General features: G+C 59.0%; 15 protein-coding genes and 1 pseudogene. 8 read left to right on the top strand and 8 right to left on the bottom strand.

Annotated features, from left to right (window positions below; translation table 11 throughout):
• Window positions 1-165: 165 nt before the first annotated feature.
• The gene (locus LC354_RS13960; protein WP_223424803.1) at window positions 166-1,134 is read right to left on the bottom strand and encodes a DUF808 domain-containing protein; all 969 of its coding nucleotides are present in this window, start codon (window positions 1,132-1,134) and stop codon (window positions 166-168) included.
• Between the two features lie 202 nt (window positions 1,135-1,336).
• Between LC354_RS13960 and gap (LC354_RS13955) the strand changes: the two genes are divergently transcribed.
• The 3 genes from gap (LC354_RS13955) (at window position 1,337) to gap (LC354_RS13945) (ending at window position 3,698) form a co-directional block, all read left to right on the top strand.
• A complete protein-coding gene (gene gap, locus LC354_RS13955; protein ID WP_223424801.1) occupies window positions 1,337-2,338 on the top strand; it encodes a type I glyceraldehyde-3-phosphate dehydrogenase in 1,002 nt (333 codons plus the stop codon).
• 81 nt (window positions 2,339-2,419) lie between these two features.
• Entirely contained in the window at window positions 2,420-2,563 is a 144-nt protein-coding gene (locus tag LC354_RS13950) for a hypothetical protein (protein WP_223424799.1), read from the top strand.
• Window positions 2,564-2,693: 130 nt separating this feature from the next.
• The gene (gene gap / locus LC354_RS13945) at window positions 2,694-3,698 is read left to right on the top strand and encodes a type I glyceraldehyde-3-phosphate dehydrogenase (protein ID WP_223424807.1); all 1,005 of its coding nucleotides are present in this window, start codon (window positions 2,694-2,696) and stop codon (window positions 3,696-3,698) included.
• A 70-nt stretch (window positions 3,699-3,768) separates the two neighbouring features.
• Here gap (LC354_RS13945) and coaD read toward each other — a convergent pair whose 3' ends face one another.
• From coaD to LC354_RS13930, 3 genes are all read right to left on the bottom strand, one after another.
• The gene (coaD, locus tag LC354_RS13940) at window positions 3,769-4,269 is read right to left on the bottom strand and encodes a pantetheine-phosphate adenylyltransferase (RefSeq protein WP_223424797.1); all 501 of its coding nucleotides are present in this window, start codon (window positions 4,267-4,269) and stop codon (window positions 3,769-3,771) included.
• Between the two features lie 63 nt (window positions 4,270-4,332).
• The gene (locus LC354_RS13935; RefSeq protein ID WP_223424795.1) at window positions 4,333-4,767 is read right to left on the bottom strand and encodes a CBS domain-containing protein; all 435 of its coding nucleotides are present in this window, start codon (window positions 4,765-4,767) and stop codon (window positions 4,333-4,335) included.
• A 129-nt stretch (window positions 4,768-4,896) separates the two neighbouring features.
• On the bottom strand, window positions 4,897-5,832 hold the full coding sequence (locus tag LC354_RS13930; RefSeq protein WP_223424794.1) for a LysR family transcriptional regulator: 936 nt from the start codon (window positions 5,830-5,832) through the stop codon (window positions 4,897-4,899).
• A 221-nt stretch (window positions 5,833-6,053) separates the two neighbouring features.
• On the opposite strand from LC354_RS13930, the gene LC354_RS13925 reads away from it, so the two are divergent.
• The 5 genes and pseudogenes from LC354_RS13925 to mmsB all read left to right on the top strand — a co-directional run bounded on the left by LC354_RS13925 (window position 6,054) and on the right by mmsB (window position 11,105).
• Window positions 6,054-7,553: a CoA-acylating methylmalonate-semialdehyde dehydrogenase gene (locus tag LC354_RS13925; RefSeq protein ID WP_223424792.1), complete on the top strand. Its 1,500-nt coding sequence runs from the start codon at window positions 6,054-6,056 to the stop codon at window positions 7,551-7,553.
• Window position 7,554: 1 nt separating this feature from the next.
• Window positions 7,555-7,989: a hypothetical protein gene (locus LC354_RS13920; RefSeq protein ID WP_223424790.1), complete on the top strand. Its 435-nt coding sequence runs from the start codon at window positions 7,555-7,557 to the stop codon at window positions 7,987-7,989.
• Window positions 7,990-8,052: 63 nt separating this feature from the next.
• The gene (locus LC354_RS13915) at window positions 8,053-9,195 is read left to right on the top strand and encodes an acyl-CoA dehydrogenase family protein (RefSeq protein ID WP_223424789.1); all 1,143 of its coding nucleotides are present in this window, start codon (window positions 8,053-8,055) and stop codon (window positions 9,193-9,195) included.
• A pseudogene (locus tag LC354_RS27895) lies at window positions 9,192-10,148 on the top strand (enoyl-CoA hydratase/isomerase family protein); the annotation flags it as partial. The gene LC354_RS13915 and the pseudogene LC354_RS27895, both read left to right, overlap by 4 nt.
• Before the next feature lie 84 nt (window positions 10,149-10,232).
• A complete protein-coding gene (mmsB, locus tag LC354_RS27890; protein WP_317849324.1) occupies window positions 10,233-11,105 on the top strand; it encodes a 3-hydroxyisobutyrate dehydrogenase in 873 nt (290 codons plus the stop codon).
• Window positions 11,106-11,148: 43 nt separating this feature from the next.
• Here mmsB and LC354_RS13905 read toward each other — a convergent pair whose 3' ends face one another.
• From LC354_RS13905 to lpdA, 4 genes are all read right to left on the bottom strand, one after another.
• Window positions 11,149-11,394 (bottom strand): hypothetical protein, encoded by a 246-nt coding sequence (locus tag LC354_RS13905; protein ID WP_223424786.1) that lies wholly within the window; start codon window positions 11,392-11,394, stop codon window positions 11,149-11,151.
• An 81-nt stretch (window positions 11,395-11,475) separates the two neighbouring features.
• Window positions 11,476-14,334: an excinuclease ABC subunit UvrA gene (gene uvrA, locus LC354_RS13900; protein WP_223424784.1), complete on the bottom strand. Its 2,859-nt coding sequence runs from the start codon at window positions 14,332-14,334 to the stop codon at window positions 11,476-11,478.
• 104 nt (window positions 14,335-14,438) lie between these two features.
• The gene (locus LC354_RS13895) at window positions 14,439-15,593 is read right to left on the bottom strand and encodes an MFS transporter (protein ID WP_223424782.1); all 1,155 of its coding nucleotides are present in this window, start codon (window positions 15,591-15,593) and stop codon (window positions 14,439-14,441) included.
• 38 nt (window positions 15,594-15,631) lie between these two features.
• Window positions 15,632-17,029 carry a dihydrolipoyl dehydrogenase gene (lpdA, locus tag LC354_RS13890; protein ID WP_223424781.1) on the bottom strand — a complete coding sequence of 466 codons (1,398 nt, stop codon included), beginning with the start codon at window positions 17,027-17,029 and terminating at the stop codon, window positions 15,632-15,634.
• Window positions 17,030-17,113 lie beyond the last annotated feature (84 nt).

Raw genomic sequence — 17,113 nt, 5'->3', positions numbered from 1 at the left:
AACGCATGATCTTCTCTCCTGAATTTTGAAACCATACCGCCACAGCGGGTTTCAAAATTCAGGAGAGAAGATCAGAGAAAGATTCGCTGAAGCGGACCGGCTAGAAGCCGGTGGCTTCGATCCATTAGGTGGAAAGTCAACGTAACGCAGTGGCCAAAGCCGTCCTTATTCTTTCGCACCGGTGACGCCGCGCCACAGCGGCGTGATGATCTTTTCCCCCAGCGGGATCAGCACAAAGCCCAGGGCCAACCCCAGAACACCATCAATCGCCGCTTTTGTGATCCATTCGACGGTACCCGTCGCTGATGGCACGGCATGGCCAATCACGGCTGCGATGTCGTGGATCACATGGGCAGGCCAGCCAAATCCGATCTGTTCCAGACCGTGCACGATGATGGACCCGCCCACCCACAGCATCGCCGCCGTACCAACGATTGTCAGCAACTGCATGAAACCCGGCATCACCTTGACGATGCCCCGCCCCAGCGCGCGGGTGAGGCCCAGCCGACCATGCGCAGCCATGGCGAGGCCCGCATCGTCCGCTTTGACGATGATCGCCACCGCGCCGTAAACGACAGTCGTGATCATGATCGCCACGGTCGCCAGCGTGGCGGCTTCCATCCAGAAGTTGCTTTCGGGAATGGCGGCGAGGGAGATGGTCATGATCTCTGCGGACAGGATGAAGTCCGTCTTGATCGCGCCCTGGGCCTTCTTCTCTTCCAAGTGCGCGGGGTCTTCCAGCACTGTGGCCTTGCCCGCGTAATCTTCGTGCGCGTGCCCCCATCCCAGAACATGGGACACTTTTTCGGCCCCTTCGAAGCACAGGTAAGCCCCGCCCAGCATCAACAGCGGTGGAATGGCCCAGGGCGCAAAGGCGGACAAGGCCAGCCCCGCAGGCAGCAAATACAGCAGCTTGTTCTTGAACGACCCCTTGGCGATGCGCCAGATGATCGGAAGCTCCCGATCGGCCGAAAACCCCTGCACGTATTTCGGGGAGACAGCGGCGTCGTCAATGACCGCACCGGCCGCCTTCGCACCGGCCTTGCCCGCCTGCGCGATGACATCATCGACAGAAGCGGCCGCCACCTTGGCGATTCCCGCGACGTCATCCAAAAGTGCCAATAATCCACTCATTGTTTCCGCTCCTGCTGATGCTTTACACGTTAGCGCATAACATTGGATTGGCCATGTGCAAACTGTTAGCGCGAACTGGAGGCGCTTTGCCACATTTATCGCTAACACTCTGATTTATCATTCTAATCAGACTTCCCACATTTGCCGGCTCCCGCTATGAACCACGTGATATTTCAGAGTTTTTGGACGCGTGGGAAAAGAGATGACAATCAAAGTTGGTATTAACGGATTTGGCCGCATTGGCCGCTGCACACTGTCCCACATTGCGACATCACTGCGCAACGACATCGACGTGGTTGCGATCAACGCCACCGGTCCGTTGGAAACCGCCGCACATCTTATTAAATATGATTCCATCCACGGCCGCTTCCCCCACCCGATCACAATCAGCAACGACACCATGGATCTGGGCCGCGGCCCGATCCGCATGATGTCCACCTACGACATGAACGAACTGGATTGGAACGGCGTCGATGTTGTTCTGGAATGCACCGGAAAGTTCAACGACGGCGAAAAAGCCAAGGTCCACTTCGAGCGCGGCGCAAAGAAGGTGCTGTTGTCGGCGCCCGGCAAAAATGTCGACAAGACGATCGTGTTCGGCGTGAACGACGATCTGCTAGCCGTCAACGACCGGATGATTTCCAATGGATCTTGCACCACCAACTGCCTCGCCCCGTTGGCCAAGGTTCTGGACGCCTCTGTCGGGATCGAGCGTGGCGTGATGACCACCATCCACAGCTATACCGGCGACCAGCCTACGCTGGACCGTCGCCACGATGACCTCTACCGGGCCCGTGCGGCGGCGATGGCGATGATCCCGACATCGACCGGGGCAGCCAAGGCCCTCGGCGAAGTTCTGCCCAATCTGGCGGGCAAGCTGGATGGCACAGCGATGCGCGTGCCCACGCCCAATGTCTCCGCTGTCGATCTGACGTTCGAGGCCAGCCGCGATGTGACCGTCGAAGAGGTGAACGCCGCCGTGGCCGAGGCTTCACGCGGGCCCATGGGCCGGGTGTTGTCCTATGACGCCGAACAAAAAGTGTCCGTTGATTTCAACCACACCGAATTTTCCTCCATCTTCGCGCCGGATCAGACCAAGGTGGTCGGCAACCGGTTGGTGCGGGTTCTGGCCTGGTATGATAACGAATGGGGCTTTTCGGTGCGGATGGCTGATGTGGCGACGGCCATGGGCCGCCTCGTCTAAGTAATTTCCTAACGCTTGCACGGTATTGGCAGGGCTGTCACAACGGCCCTGCCCGTTGCTGTTTTGCCAATACTGGACCCCATGACCAACCGCATTGCACTCTTTCTAGGTGTTTTTCTGATCGCCGCGATCACATTGGATGTGATGGTCTATGGCTCTGAGCACATTATCTTTCTCTCAAAGAAATTGGCCGACCTACTGGAATGGATGGCGTTCTGGAGATAGAGACAAATGGCCTGCCCGGTTGACAGCGCCGCTGAAATCTAGTTGTTAGCGTTAACGGCGGCAAGGCATGATACATCGTGACCATATTGTCGTTTCAGACGCATTACTGACACCAGACATGGGGGATACCATGGCCATCAAAGTCGCAATTAATGGATTCGGTCGGATCGGCCGCAACGTGCTTCGCGCAATTATCGAAAGCGGGCGCACAGATATCGAGGTTGTTGCCATCAACGATCTTGGTCCGGTCGAGACAAACGCACATCTGCTGCAATATGACAGCGTGCATGGTCGCTTTCCTGTGCAGGTCAAAACCACCGACGACACCATTGACGTGGGCACTGGCCCGATCAAGGTCAGCGCCATGCGCAATCCGGCGGACCTGCCGTGGGCGCACGTGGATATCGTGATGGAGTGTACCGGCATCTTTACCTCCAAGGAAGCCTGTCAGGCGCACCTCGAAAACGGCGCCAGCCGGGTCCTGATTTCGGCACCGGGCAAGGACGCCGACAAAACGATCGTTTACGGCGTCAACCACGACATATTGTCCGCCGACGACATCATCGTATCAAACGCGTCATGCACCACCAACTGCCTGACGCCGGTCGCCAAGATCCTGCATGATTCCTTTGGAATCAAACGCGGATTCATGACAACCGTGCACAGCTATACCGGTGACCAGCCGACGCTGGACACGATGCACAGCGATCTTTATCGCGCCCGCGCCGCCGCCTTATCGATGATCCCGACATCGACAGGCGCCGCCAAGGCCGTCGGCTTGGTGATGCCCGAGTTGAACGGAAAGCTCGACGGCGTCGCGATCCGGGTACCAACGCCCAACGTGTCCTGCGTCGACCTGACAGTCGAACTGGACACCGATGTGACGGTCGAGAAGATCAACGCCGCAATGACGGCCGCCGCTGCATCCGGGCCGCTCAAGGGTGTGCTGGGTGTCACGGATGCCAAGTTGGTCAGCATGGATTTCAACCATGATCCCCACTCATCGATCTTCGCGACAGATCAGACCAAAGTCATGGATGGCAATTTGGCGCGGATCCTGACGTGGTATGACAATGAATGGGGCTTTTCAAACCGGATGGCCGACACGGCCGTCGAAATGGGCAAATACCTGTAAACTAGGCCTGCCCTGCAGAAACAGAAAAGAGCGCCGAAACAGGCGCTCTTTTTCGTTCCAGAGCAGAACCTTACGCGATTATCTTAAATCTCTCGACGATCTCGTTGTTGACCAGCGGTGTCACGAATTTGCTCACGTCCCCTCCAAGGCGCGCGATCTCCTTGACCAGCTTTGACGCGATCGCCTGATGCTTGGCCTCGGCCATCAGGAACACGGTTTCTATGCTGTCGTCCAACTGACGGTTCATCCCCACCATCTGAAACTCATATTCAAAATCCGCCACCGCGCGTAAACCCCGGAAGATGATCTGTGCACCAACGTCCCTGGCGCAATCGATCAGCAGATTCTCAAACGGATGCGCAACGATCTCGGTGCCTGTCTGTTCAGAAAGCTTGGCGCATTCCGCCTCGATCATGTTCAGTCGTTCTTCTAGAGAGAACAACGGCCCCTTGTCGCGGTTGATCGCGACGCCGATCACCAGACGATCGACCATGGGACTGGCCCGGCGAATGATATCAATATGACCCAGGGTGATCGGGTCGAATGTGCCGGGGTATAGGCCGATGCGCATGGGCGGCTCCGTCTTTGTACTTGTCGCCAATGCAGCATTTCAACAGGCTGATTGCAAGCGGGCTTAGTGGCCCATGATCATCCCTTCGAGGGCGTCCTTCTCCATGGCAAGCTGGGTCAGGCGCGCCTTGACAACATCGCCCAGGGTGATGAGGCCGATCAACACCCCGTCTTCCACAACCGGCATGTGCCGAAAACGCCCGTCCGTCATTTGTTGCAGAATCGAATCCGCATTGTCGTTCCGCACACATGTCACCAGTTTTTTCGTCATGAACGCATCGACAGGTTCGTTCAGGATCGCACCGCCCTGTTTAGACAGCATCCGTACGATATCACGCTCAGACAGGATGCCATCGGCCGTTTTCCCGTCCTTTGAGACGACGACCGTTCCGATTTTGCGCTCCGCCAGAATTTTGACCGCGTCAGACACCAAGGATCCGGGCGGCACGGTGACCACGGCATCGTCGGATTTCGATTTCAGAATGTTGTGGACCAGCATGGGACGCTCCTTGGGCTGATATGTACGCTGTCCTAGCGTCAACGTCCTGCCCCCCTCCTGTCAAGCCTGCCCTTTGCCAAGATCCCCGCATAACTCGACTTTTCGCGAAAGATTGGCCGTGTTCCGGCATCAGGCACCGCTTTCGCCCGATATGCGCTCCAGTCGCGTCACCTCGGCCTTGATCCCCTGGCCGAGCAGTTCCGCAAACCGGTTCAGCGTGCGATGATCCCGGTCCGCCGCGTGGCGGATCAGGTAAAAGCTGCGTTGGAGGGCGAACTGGTTCACCAGAACACGCTGCACGCCCGGCACCGTGGGCAGTGCGAAATCGTGCACGACCCCGACCCCGCCGCCTTGCCGCAAGAGGTTAAGCTGCACCGAGACCGAGTTCGAGGCCAATGCGATCCGCTGCACCCCAGCGTCGGCCAGATAATCCAATTCACGGTCAAAGATCATGTCGGGGATATAGCCCACGATTCGATGCTGTGGCAGGTCGGACATGTGCGCCAAAGGAGGCGCCTTGGAGAGATATTCCGTACTGGCGGCAAAATGCAGTTTGTAATCGGTGACCCGTTGCACCGTCAGGCGCCCTGCTGTGGGCGCGCTGACCCCGATTGCCATATCCGCCTCGCGCCGCGACAGGTTGAAGACGCGCGGCAAGGCGACGATCTGGATATCGAGATCTGGATGCTGGTCTGTCAGTGCGGCGCAAACCTGCGGCAACAGGTAGTTGGCACAACCATCCGGCGCACCCAGGCGGATCTGCCCGCTCAGCGCAGCGAATTGAGGGCCGTCCGCCGAGACCCGGTGCACCGATACACCCTCGGCTGCGGCACGCATCGCTTCTTCGGCGGCCTCGGCCCTGATCATCAGCCGCTGCCCGGCATCCGTCAGCGCGTAGCCTTGCGGAGATTTGACGAACAGTCCGACGCCAAGTTGCTTTTCCAGGCGCGCAATGCGCCGCCCCAGCGTCGCGGCATCCAGGCGAACCAGCGCACTGGCGCCCGACAGCGTTTCCGCCCGCGCGACGGCCAGAAACAGGCGCAGATCGTCCCAATGTGCCTGCATGTCTCACTTCCTGATGTCATTTCCCGGATGTCGCACGATTGCGACTGGCCAAATCCGGCCGAAAACCCGAGATCATGCATTTTTGCAAAATGGTTTTGCCCAATTGCCTCTTTTACACCGGATTTTGCAAGACTATCTTGGCCGTAATCTGGCAAAGGGCGCATCGCCCCCACGCCATCTGACCATTTTGTGCCGATCCGGCGCGCGACAAGGAGACATCCATGCAAGAGCTAACTCACTACATCAACGGTGCCCATGTCAAAGGCACATCCGGCCGCTTTGCCAATGTGATGAACCCGGCCACCGGAGAGATTCAGGCCAAGGTGCCGCTGGCATCCACGGACGAACTGGACCACGCGGTCGAAATCGCGGCCAAGGCGCAACCCGCCTGGGCCGCAGTGAACCCGCAGCGCCGCGCGCGGGTGATGATGAAATTCGTCGATCTGCTGAACCGCGACATGGACAAACTGGCCGAAGCGCTGAGCCGTGAGCATGGCAAGACCCTGCCCGATGCAGCCGGCGATGTGCAGCGCGGCCTCGAGGTCGTGGAATACTGCATCGGCGCGCCGCAACTGCTGAAAGGTGAATATACCGACAGCGCGGGCCCCGGCATCGACATGTATTCCATGCGTCAGGCCCTTGGCGTGACGGCGGGCATCACGCCCTTCAACTTCCCGGCCATGATCCCGATGTGGATGTTTGCACCTGCCATCGCCTGCGGCAACGCCTTTATCCTCAAACCCTCCGAGCGGGACCCATCCGTGCCCCTGATGCTGGCGGAATTGATGGAAGAAGCAGGCCTGCCCAAGGGCATCCTGCAAGTCGTCAACGGTGACAAGGAAGCGGTCGATGCGATCCTTCACCACGATGTCATTCAATCCATCGGCTTTGTCGGCTCGACCCCAATCGCCGAATACATCTATGCGACGGGCTGTGCCAACGGCAAGCGCGTGCAGTGTTTCGGTGGGGCCAAGAACCACATGATCATCATGCCCGACGCGGACATGGATCAGGCGGCCGATGCGCTGATCGGCGCGGGATACGGGGCTGCGGGCGAACGCTGCATGGCGATCTCGGTGGCCGTTCCTGTGGGCGACGAAACGGCGGACCGGCTGATCGAAAAACTGGTGCCACGGATCGAAAAGCTCAAGGTCGGGCCATATACCTCCGGCAATGATGTTGATTACGGCCCTGTCGTGACCGCGGCCGCAAAGGCCAATATCGAACGGCTGGTGCAAACCGGAATCGATCAGGGCGCCAAACTGGTTGTCGATGGGCGTGGTTTCAAATTGCAAGGCTATGAGGACGGGTTCTTTGTCGGGCCGCACCTGTTTGACCATGCAACCAAGGATATGGACATCTATACACAGGAAATCTTTGGCCCCGTTCTGACCTGCGTGCGCGCGCAAGACTATGAAGAGGCGCTTGGCCTCGCCATGGACCACGAATATGGCAACGGCACCGCAATCTTTACGCGCGACGGCGATGCGGCCCGCGATTTCGCCAACCGAATCAACATCGGCATGGTCGGAATCAACGTGCCGATCCCGGTGCCGTTGGCCTATCACACCTTTGGCGGTTGGAAGAAATCGGTCTTTGGCGACCTCAACCAACACGGGCCCGATGCGTTCAAATTCTATACGCGCACAAAAACCGTGACGTCGCGGTGGCCGTCTGGCATCAAGGAAGGCGGAGAGTTTTCGATACCCATCATGGAATGATATGGCCGTTACGTTTCGCATAATACCAGATCGCGGCCTTGTCGTGGTCTGGTACGCAGGCCATGCGACCATCGATGAAACCTTGGCGGCGACCAAAGCCTACATCACGCACCCGGATTATGCGGCAGGACAAAAACAGCTGATCGATCTGTCCCGGATCGAGAGTTTTGAAAAAGACTACGTGCGTTTCATGAACATGCAGGCCGCCAAGGCGGAACGTTTCACCAGTTCCGGTGTGGAATCGCTGGCCGTCTACATCGCCCCCACTCCGATCAGCCAGGAGGTCAGTGAGATGTTTGCGCGCTCGTGGGAAGACGTGGACGCGGTTGTTCCACTGGTGCAACTGAACGAGGCCGACGGGCTTGCCCTGATCGGCCAACCGGAGGCAACCATCGCTGAATTGATGGCGACCGTCGATGAAAAAACCTTGCAATAATCTGGTAAAGATCGGCCGCTAGCACGTGCCACAACAGATACAAAGCGCCGCACAGGAGGCTCCATGGACTTCGCATTGACAGAAGAACAAACAGCAATTTTTGACATGGCCTATGCCTTTGGTCAGGAAAAGATCGCACCGCATGCGCGCGACTGGGAAGCCGCGGGCACCATCCCGAAGGCGCTTTGGCCGGAGGTCGGCGCGCTTGGCTTTGCCTCTCTCTATGTGTCCGAGGACGCGGGCGGCGCCGGTCTGTCGCGACTGGATGCCACTTTGGTGTTCGAGGCGCTGTCGATGGCCTGCCCCTCTGTCGCAGCGTTCCTCTCGATCCACAACATGTGCGCCAAGATGCTCGACAGCTTCGGCAGCGATGAGTTGAAGGCGCGGGTGATGCCCGACGTGCTGAGCATGGACACCGTGCTGAGCTACTGCCTGACCGAGCCGGGGTCCGGATCGGACGCCGCCGCATTGCGCACCCGGGCCGAGCGCACGAACGAAGGTTATACGCTGAACGGGACCAAGGCATTCATCTCCGGCGGCGGCTATTCCGATGCCTATGTCTGTATGGTGCGAACGGGCGAAGATGGGCCCAAGGGGGTTTCGACCGTCTTTGTGGAGGATGGCGTCGATGGCCTGAGTTTCGGCGCGCTGGAGGAAAAAATGGGCTGGCGCAGCCAACCCACCGCCCAGGTGCAATTCGACAATTGCAAGATTTCAGCGGGAAATCTGGTAGGCGAAGAAGGCAAAGGGTTCACTTACGCCATGAAGGGGCTCGATGGTGGCCGTTTGAACATTGCCGCCTGTTCACTGGGTGCTGCTCAAACCGCAATCACCTCAACGTTGGACTACATGAGTGAGCGCAAGGCTTTTGGCCAATCCATCGACCAATTCCAAGGGTTGCAATGGCGACTTGCGGACATGGAGATTGAATTGCAGGCTGCACGCACCTTTCTGCGGCAAGCCGCATGGAAGCTGGATCAGGGCGCGCCCGATGCGACCAAATTCTGCGCCATGGCCAAGAAATTCGTAACAGAGACCGGCAGCAAGGTCGTGGACCAGTGTCTGCAACTGCACGGTGGCTATGGCTATCTGGCCGATTACGGGATCGAAAAACTGGTCCGCGATTTGCGGGTGCACCAGATCCTCGAAGGCACCAATGAAATCATGCGGATCATCGTGGCGCGCGACATGCTGAAGAACCGATGAGCGACATTTCAATTCGTATCACCGGGTGCGCGGGCCGGATCTCCCTGCAACGCCCGCAGGCGCTGAACGCCATGACCGACGACATGTGTCTGGCCATCGAGGACGCAATGGACGCGTGGCGCACTGATCCGGCGGTTGCGCTGGTCATGATCGACGCCGAAGGGGAGCGCGCGTTTTGTTCCGGTGGCGATATTGCGAAACTCTACGACACCGGGACCAAAGGCGATTATTCCTATGGCCAGACATTCTGGGCCGACGAATATCGCCTGAACCACAAGATCTTCAACTATCCCAAACCGGTCGTCAGTTTCATGCAGGGCTTCACCATGGGCGGTGGCGTCGGCATTGGCTGTCACGGCTCGCACCGCGTTGTCGGCGACAGCAGCCAGATCGCCATGCCCGAATGCGGCATCGGGCTGATCCCGGACGTGGGCGGATCACTGATGCTGGCCCTCGCGCCGGGGCGGTTGGGCGAATATCTGGGCACAACGGCGGCGCGAATGAATGCAAGCGACGCGATTTTCGCGGGCTTTGCCGATCTCTACATCCCAGAAGCGCAGTGGCCGCACCTGGTCGCACAGTTGGAAGCCACAGGCGATACTGACCTGCTGGTGCAGGCAGGCACGGCCCCTGCCCCCGGCCCTCTGCAAGCCGCGATGCCAGACATCGACCGCCATTTTCACGGCGAAGCCTTGGGGGATATCCTGACAACGCTGAAAGCCGAAGACAGCGATTTCGCCTGCGACACGCTGAAACGGATGAACCAAAACAGTCCGCTGTCCATGGCTTGCACCATCGAGGTTTTGCACCGCCTGCGCGGGCCGTCCCTGACCATGGAAAAGGCGCTGGACCTCGAATATCGCTTTACGTCCCGGTCAATGGAGCACGGCGATTTCCTCGAAGGCATCCGCGCCGCAATCATCGACAAGGATCGCAGCCCGAAATGGCAGTTTCCGGACGCGAAAGTTCCGGCCGCGGCAGTCAGCAAGATGTTGATGCCACTGGGGAAAATGGCGCTAAAATTGGGAGAGACAGGTATGAAGATCGGATTTATCGGGCTGGGCAACATGGGCGCGCCAATGGCGGCGAACCTTGCCAAAGCGGGCCACACAGTCACCGGCTTTGACGTGGCTGGCACGACGGCAGAAGGTGTCACAAATGCCGCCAGCGCAGCCGAAGCCGCCAGCGCGCAGGATATCGTCATCACGATGCTCCCCAACGGCGCGATCCTGCGCACTGTAGCCGCCGAGGTGATTCCGGCCATGCGCGCAGGTGCCACCCTGATCGATTGTTCGACCGTGGATGTGGAGAGCGCGCGCGCCGTGGCAAGTGACGCCGAGGCCGCAGGGTTGCTCAGCGTCGATGCACCGGTGTCGGGCGGGATTGGCGGGGCCTCTGCCGGAACGCTGACTTTCATGGCGGGCGGCAGCGACGCAGGCTTTGCCGCAGCAAGGCCTCTGTTCGACATCATGGGACAAAAAGCGGTGCATTGCGGCGATGCCGGGGCGGGACAGGCTGCCAAGATCTGCAACAACATGATCCTCGGTGCTACGATGATCGCCACCTGCGAAGCTTTCGCCTTGGCCGACAAGCTGGGCCTCGACCGGCAAAAGATGTTTGACGTGGTCAGCACGTCGTCGGGCTATAGCTGGACGATGAATGCCTACTGCCCTGCCCCGGGCGTCGGACCTGCCAGCCCGGCGGACAATGGGTATGTCCCCGGTTTTGCCGCCGAGTTGATGCTCAAGGATCTGGGCCTCAGCCAACAAGCGGCAGAGGCAGTTGACGCCGATACCCCGATGGGCGCGCGTGCTTTTGAGCTGTACCGTCAGTTCGTTGAGGATGAAGACGGCAAAGGCATGGATTTCAGCGCGATGCTGCCGCGCTTTTCCAAGCGCGGAAGGGGTTGAGGGTTTGGGCAAGGCGGGCCGATTGTGGCCGCCTTGCCTTCTGCTACTTTCCGACCGTGATCAGAAGCAGCACCACAAACATACTCGGAACGGCCATCAACATCATCACGATAAAGGCCGCGTAGCCCCATGTCAGGATTGCCACGAGCCAGAGCGTGAAAATCGTGACAAGGAAATAATATATGTTGTCCTTGTCCCCATACATCACTTCTCGCAGCATACGTCCGAGAATCGGCACCGAAAACACCACGCGCTTGAAAAGCGAAGGGGGGTTTGTCACGTCTGTCATAACCTACTCCAATTGATTTTATCAGAAATAGGATGCAACGGCGCCTTTGGAATGCGACATACTGTACTGAAACACTAGGTTTTATTCCGCCGCCAGATTGCGCGCGCCCAGCATCGATTTGAGGTAGTGCCCCGTGTGGCTTTCCGCGACCTTGGCCACCTCTTCCGGCGTGCCCGTTGCCACGACCTTGCCGCCGCCATCTCCACCTTCCGGCCCGATATCGATAATATGGTCTGCGGTTTTCACGACGTCCAGGTTGTGTTCGATGACGATCACGGAATTCCCCTGATCCACCAATTCGTGCAACACTTCCAACAGCTTGCGCACATCCTCGAAGTGCAGGCCCGTTGTCGGCTCGTCCAGAATATAGAGCGTGCGGCCCGTCGAGCGTTTGCTGAGTTCCTTCGACAGCTTCACCCGCTGCGCTTCACCACCCGACAGGGTTGTCGCCTGTTGGCCAACCTTGATATAGCCAAGCCCCACGCGCATCAGCGCGTCCATCTTTTCGCGGATACTGGGCACCGCCTGAAAGAAGGTCTGCGCGTCCTCGACGGTCATATCCAGCACATCGGCGATGGATTTGCCCTTGAACTTGATCTCGAGCGTTTCGCGGTTGTAGCGCGCGCCCTTGCAAGTTTCGCATTCCACATAGACATCGGGCAGAAAGTGCATCTCGATCTTGATGACGCCGTCGCCCTGACAGGCCTCGCAACGCCCGCCCTTGACGTTAAAGCTGAACCGGCCGGGTTTGTAGCCGCGCGCCTTGGATTCCGGCATGCCCGCGAACCAGTCGCGGATCGGGGTAAATGCGCCGGTATAGGTGGCCGGGTTGGAGCGCGGCGTGCGCCCGATCGGGCGCTGATCGATGTCGATGACTTTGTCGAGGTGTTCGAGCCCCTTGATCGTCTCACAGGGTGCCGGTGTCTGGCGTGCGCCATTCAGGCGCATGGACGCGGTTTTGAACAGCGTTTCGATGGTCAGGGTCGATTTGCCCCCGCCCGACACACCCGTCACGCAGACGAATTTGCCCAAGGGAAAATCGACCGTCACGTTTTGCAGATTGTTGCCTGTGGCCTTGACCACCTTGATCGATTTTTTCTTGCCCTTGCGCCGTTTGGCCGGGATCGGGATTTTGCGTGCACCTGTCAGGTATTGCCCCGTCAGGGAGGCAGGATCATTGGCGACATGCTCGGGCGTGCCGTGGCTGACCACGCGTCCGCCATGCACCCCGGCACCGGGGCCGATGTCGAACACATAGTCAGCTTCGCGTATCGCTTCCTCGTCATGTTCGACCACGATGACAGTATTGCCCTGATCGCGCAGGTTCTTGAGCGTGCCCAAAAGGCGATCATTGTCACGCTGATGCAGACCAATCGACGGCTCATCGAGCACATAGAGAACCCCGGTCAGACCCGAGCCGATCTGGCTGGCCAAACGGATGCGCTGGCTTTCGCCGCCACTTAATGTACCACTTGAGCGTGATAGCGTAAGATATTCCAATCCAACATTATTCAGGAATCCAAGACGTTCACGGATTTCCTTGAGAATGGCGCGGGCGATCTCGTTCTTCTGCTGTGTCAGATGCTCCGGAACGGTGTTGCACCAGTCAAACGCTTCGCGAATCGACATCTGAACGACTTCGCCCGCATGCAGACCCGCGATCTTGACGGCCAATGCTTCGGGCCGCAGACGGTAGCCGCCGCAGGCGCCACAGGGACGGTTGTTTTGGTAACGCTCGAATTCTTCGCGAATCCAGTTCGAATCCGTCTCGCGGTAGCGGCGTTCCATGTTGGGAATCACGCCCTCGAACACACGGGTCACCTGATAGACACGCCCACCCTCGTCGTAGCGAAACGAAATTTCCTCATCGCCTGAACCGTGCAAGAAGACCTGTTTGACCTTCTCGGGCAGGTCTTTCCATTTCGTCTGTTGATCAAATTCGTAATGCTTGGCAATCGCTTCGATCGTTTGCAGGAAATAGGGCGACTTGCCCTTGCGCCACGGAGCCAAGGCACCGTCATAAACCTTGAGGTTCTGGTCCGGCACCACCAGCCGCTCGTCGAAAAACAGCTCTTGACCCAACCCATCGCAGGTGGGGCACGCGCCAAACGGTGCGTTGAAGGAAAACAGGCGCGGTTCGATCTCGGGGATGGTGAACCCACTGACCGGGCAGGCGAATTTCTCGGAAAAAGTCATGCGCTCCGGGTCCCCTTCGGCGGGGGCGGTTTCCAGCACGGAGATGCCATCGGCCAGATCCAGAGCGGTGCGCAAACTGTCGGCCAGCCGCGTTTCCAGGCCTTCGCGGACCACGATCCGGTCCACGACAACGTCAATGTCATGACGGAATTTCTTGTCCAGCGTCGGTGGTTCGTCCAGGTCGTGGAATTCCCCATTCACCTTGACGCGCTGAAATCCCTGCTTGCGCAACTCTATGAATTCCTTGCGGTATTCACCTTTTCGGTCGCGCACGATAGGGGCCAGTAAATAGGCGCGCGTGCCGTCCTCCATCATCATGATGCGGTCAACCATGTCCTGCACCTGCTGCGCCTCGATGGGCTTGCCGGTGGCGGGGGAATAGGGTGTGCCGACGCGGGCGAACAGCAGTCGCATGTAATCATAGATTTCCGTCACGGTCCCGACCGTTGAGCGCGGGTTCTTGGACGTCGTCTTTTGTTCGATGGAAATGGCGGGGCTGAGGCCGGAGATGTGATCCACGTCCGGCTTTTGCATCATGTCGAGGAACTGGCGGGCGTAGGCAGACAGCGATTCCACATAGCGGCGCTGCCCCTCGGCATAGATCGTGTCGAACGCCAGCGATGACTTGCCCGAGCCCGAAAGCCCAGTGATCACAACCAGTTGGTCGCGCGGAATATCCACGTCGATGGATTTCAGGTTGTGCTCGCGCGCGCCGCGCACTTCGATATTCTTTTGCTCGGCCATGCCAGCCCCCAAAGGTTAACGTTTTCTACATAGGTCAGAGCGACCAAACAGCCAATGAAAAAATGAGAACACCTCGTGAACATGTGGCTTGATGCCACGGGGTGTCAGTGGCCGCGCCGTGCAGCCATCCACGCATGTGCTCCGAACCCCATCGCCAGAACACCGATGGCCGTCCAGATCAATCCCGGATAACCCGCTACACTCAACACGGCCAGCAAGACCGGAGTTCCCAGCGTGTTGCCCATATTGCCGGTTTGGGCCACCGCGCCATAGGCCTGCGACTGGTGCGCAGCGGTGGCGTTCAACTGCGGAACGGCGGCAAAGCTCGCCCCCTGCACCAGCCCCAATGCGCCGGCCAGTGCAAGGCAGGCAGCGGGATCACCGGGGGCCGCCAACAGCCAGAGCAGCGCCGCGATGCACAGCAGAAATCCGACCTGCACCACCCAGACAGCCGACATATAGCGCAGGGCCACAACCCCCAACGTCATCGACACGACGATGGACATCAGCGGCATTGCCCCCAGCACCCATGCACGCCATTCCACCGCGATGTACGGCGGCAGTACGGTCAGGATGGCAAGAAAACAGAACGTGTAAAACAGCCATCCCGCACCCGGTGCCGCGATGAAGGGGGAACGGTAGATGCTCACGTGATCGCGCAGAATACCCGACACCGTCAGCCGCCCCTCGACCGGGACAGAGAGCGGCGACAGGGCCGCTTGCAGGATCAGGGCAAAACCCGCCATCCAGATCGCATGGGCAATGAAAAGGGCTGGAATTCCGTAGGCGTCCACCAGCGGCAGTCCGAACGCCACGAGGATGGTAAAGGCGACCCCGAAAAACGTGCCCCACAGCGTCAGGGTCAACCCGCGATGCCGCTCTGCGCTGAGTTGCGCGATCAGGGTCGGTGTGGCCACCACGATGGCCAGATGCGACATCCCCTCGATCACGCGGGTCAACAGCATCCATGGCAGCGGTGGCAAGGTCGATTGCAGCAAAGACACCCCTGCCCCGACCCACAGCGCCCAAAGCAGCGCGCGGCGATATCGGATCCGTGCCACGACCAGCCCGGCCACGACACCAAAGATGATGCCAATCAGCCCAACCAACGATACAAGGAACCCCAATGCGCTGCCCGCGTCCGGATACACACCGGCCAACTGATCAAAGATCACGCTGATTTTGCCATATTGGCCAGCCGCACCAAGGCCTGCGCCCCAAAGCGCAAGGATCAGCAGGAATGAAGTACGCTCTGGCATGCGCCCCGGCTATGCCTGAATGGCCGGGGTCGCAAGCCTTACATGTGAATGACGCGGTCGTAGGCGTCCAACACAGACTCGTGCATCATCTCCGACAGGGTCGGATGCGGGAAGATGGCGTGCATCAGGTCTTCTTCGGTGGTTTCCAGCGCCTGCCCCACGACATAACCTTGGATCAGCTCGGTCACTTCGGCACCGATCATATGCGCGCCCAGCAACTCACCGGTTTTTGCGTCGAAAACCGTTTTGATCATCCCTTCCGGTTCGCCAAGGGCAATGGCCTTGCCGTTGCCGATGAACGGGAACTTGCCGACCTTGACGGTATAGCCCGCGTCCTTCGCCTTGGCCTCCGTCAGGCCCACGCTGGCCACCTGCGGATGGCAATAGGTGCAGCCGGCGATCGAATTGGGTTTGATCGGGTGCACATCGTTCTTGCCCGCGATCAATTCGGCGACCATGACCCCCTCGTGGCTGGCCTTGTGCGCAAGCCACGGCGCGCCCGCGATATCGCCAATGGCATAGAGTCCATCAACGCCGGTCCGGCAAAACTCGTCCGTGACGACGTGCGTACGGTCGATTTTCACACCCAGTGCTTCGAGCCCGAGGTTTTCAGTATTGCCGACAATGCCCACGGCAGAGATCACGGTGTCGAATTCGTGCTTTTCAACCTTGCCGCCCACTTCGATATGCGCCGTTACCTTGCCTTTTGCGCGGTCCAACTGTTTGACCATCGCCTTTTGCATGATTTTCATACCCTGCTTTTCAAAGGCTTTCTTGGCGAAGGCGCTGATCTCTTCGTCTTCGACGGGCAGCACGCGGTCCATCACCTCGACCACAGTCGTATCAGCGCCCAGCGTATTGTAAAAGCTGGCAAATTCGATGCCGATGGCGCCAGATCCGATAACCAGCAACTTTTTGGGCATCCGTTTCGGCGTGAGCGCGGCCCGGTAGGTCCAGACCAGTTCGCCATCGGCCTCCAGGCCGGGCAATTCGCGGGCCCGCGCCCCGGTGGCCAGGATGATCGCCTTGGCGGTCAGGTCTTCAGTGCCCTTGTCGGTCTTGATGCTGACCTTGCCCTTGGCGGGGATCGTGCCGACGCCCATGAACACGGTAATCTTGTTCTTTTTCATCAGATGGCCGATGCCGCCCGAGAGCTGCCCGGCAACCTGACGCGAGCGTTTGACCACCGCGTCCAGATCATAATCGACATTGTCAGCCTTGAGGCCAAATTCCTTGGCCCGGTGCATCAGATGAAAGACTTCTGAAGAACGCAGCATCGCCTTGGTCGGAATACAGCCCCAGTTCAGGCAAATGCCACCCAGGTTTTCACGTTCAACGATGGCGACGCTCAACCCCAACTGGGCTGCGCGGATGGCCGCAACATAGCCGCCCGGGCCAGAGCCGATCACCACTACATCAAAAGATTTCGCTGCCATTTCAGAGCCCTCATGGATTACTGCATCAAATTAGTTTACCGTTAAACTAATTTGGAGGGATCCTCAACATCTGGCTTGTTCTGG

The organism is Tateyamaria pelophila (assembly GCF_019966495.1).
Lineage (GTDB): Bacteria > Pseudomonadota > Alphaproteobacteria > Rhodobacterales > Rhodobacteraceae > Tateyamaria > Tateyamaria pelophila.
This window is presented reverse-complemented; position numbering and strand designations above follow the sequence as displayed.

Coding starts and splice junctions, on each gene's coding strand:
- LC354_RS13960 (WP_223424803.1), bottom strand. CDS start 1,134: ATGAGTGGATTATTGGCACTTTTGGATGACGTCGCGGGAATCGCCAAG.
- gap (WP_223424801.1), top strand. CDS start 1,337: ATGACAATCAAAGTTGGTATTAACGGATTTGGCCGCATTGGCCGCTGC.
- LC354_RS13950 (WP_223424799.1), top strand. CDS start 2,420: ATGACCAACCGCATTGCACTCTTTCTAGGTGTTTTTCTGATCGCCGCG.
- gap (WP_223424807.1), top strand. CDS start 2,694: ATGGCCATCAAAGTCGCAATTAATGGATTCGGTCGGATCGGCCGCAAC.
- coaD (WP_223424797.1), bottom strand. CDS start 4,269: ATGCGCATCGGCCTATACCCCGGCACATTCGACCCGATCACCCTGGGT.
- LC354_RS13935 (WP_223424795.1), bottom strand. CDS start 4,767: ATGCTGGTCCACAACATTCTGAAATCGAAATCCGACGATGCCGTGGTC.
- LC354_RS13930 (WP_223424794.1), bottom strand. CDS start 5,832: ATGCAGGCACATTGGGACGATCTGCGCCTGTTTCTGGCCGTCGCGCGG.
- LC354_RS13925 (WP_223424792.1), top strand. CDS start 6,054: ATGCAAGAGCTAACTCACTACATCAACGGTGCCCATGTCAAAGGCACA.
- LC354_RS13920 (WP_223424790.1), top strand. CDS start 7,555: ATGGCCGTTACGTTTCGCATAATACCAGATCGCGGCCTTGTCGTGGTC.
- LC354_RS13915 (WP_223424789.1), top strand. CDS start 8,053: ATGGACTTCGCATTGACAGAAGAACAAACAGCAATTTTTGACATGGCC.
- mmsB (WP_317849324.1), top strand. CDS start 10,233: ATGAAGATCGGATTTATCGGGCTGGGCAACATGGGCGCGCCAATGGCG.
- LC354_RS13905 (WP_223424786.1), bottom strand. CDS start 11,394: ATGACAGACGTGACAAACCCCCCTTCGCTTTTCAAGCGCGTGGTGTTT.
- uvrA (WP_223424784.1), bottom strand. CDS start 14,334: ATGGCCGAGCAAAAGAATATCGAAGTGCGCGGCGCGCGCGAGCACAAC.
- LC354_RS13895 (WP_223424782.1), bottom strand. CDS start 15,593: ATGCCAGAGCGTACTTCATTCCTGCTGATCCTTGCGCTTTGGGGCGCA.
- lpdA (WP_223424781.1), bottom strand. CDS start 17,029: ATGGCAGCGAAATCTTTTGATGTAGTGGTGATCGGCTCTGGCCCGGGC.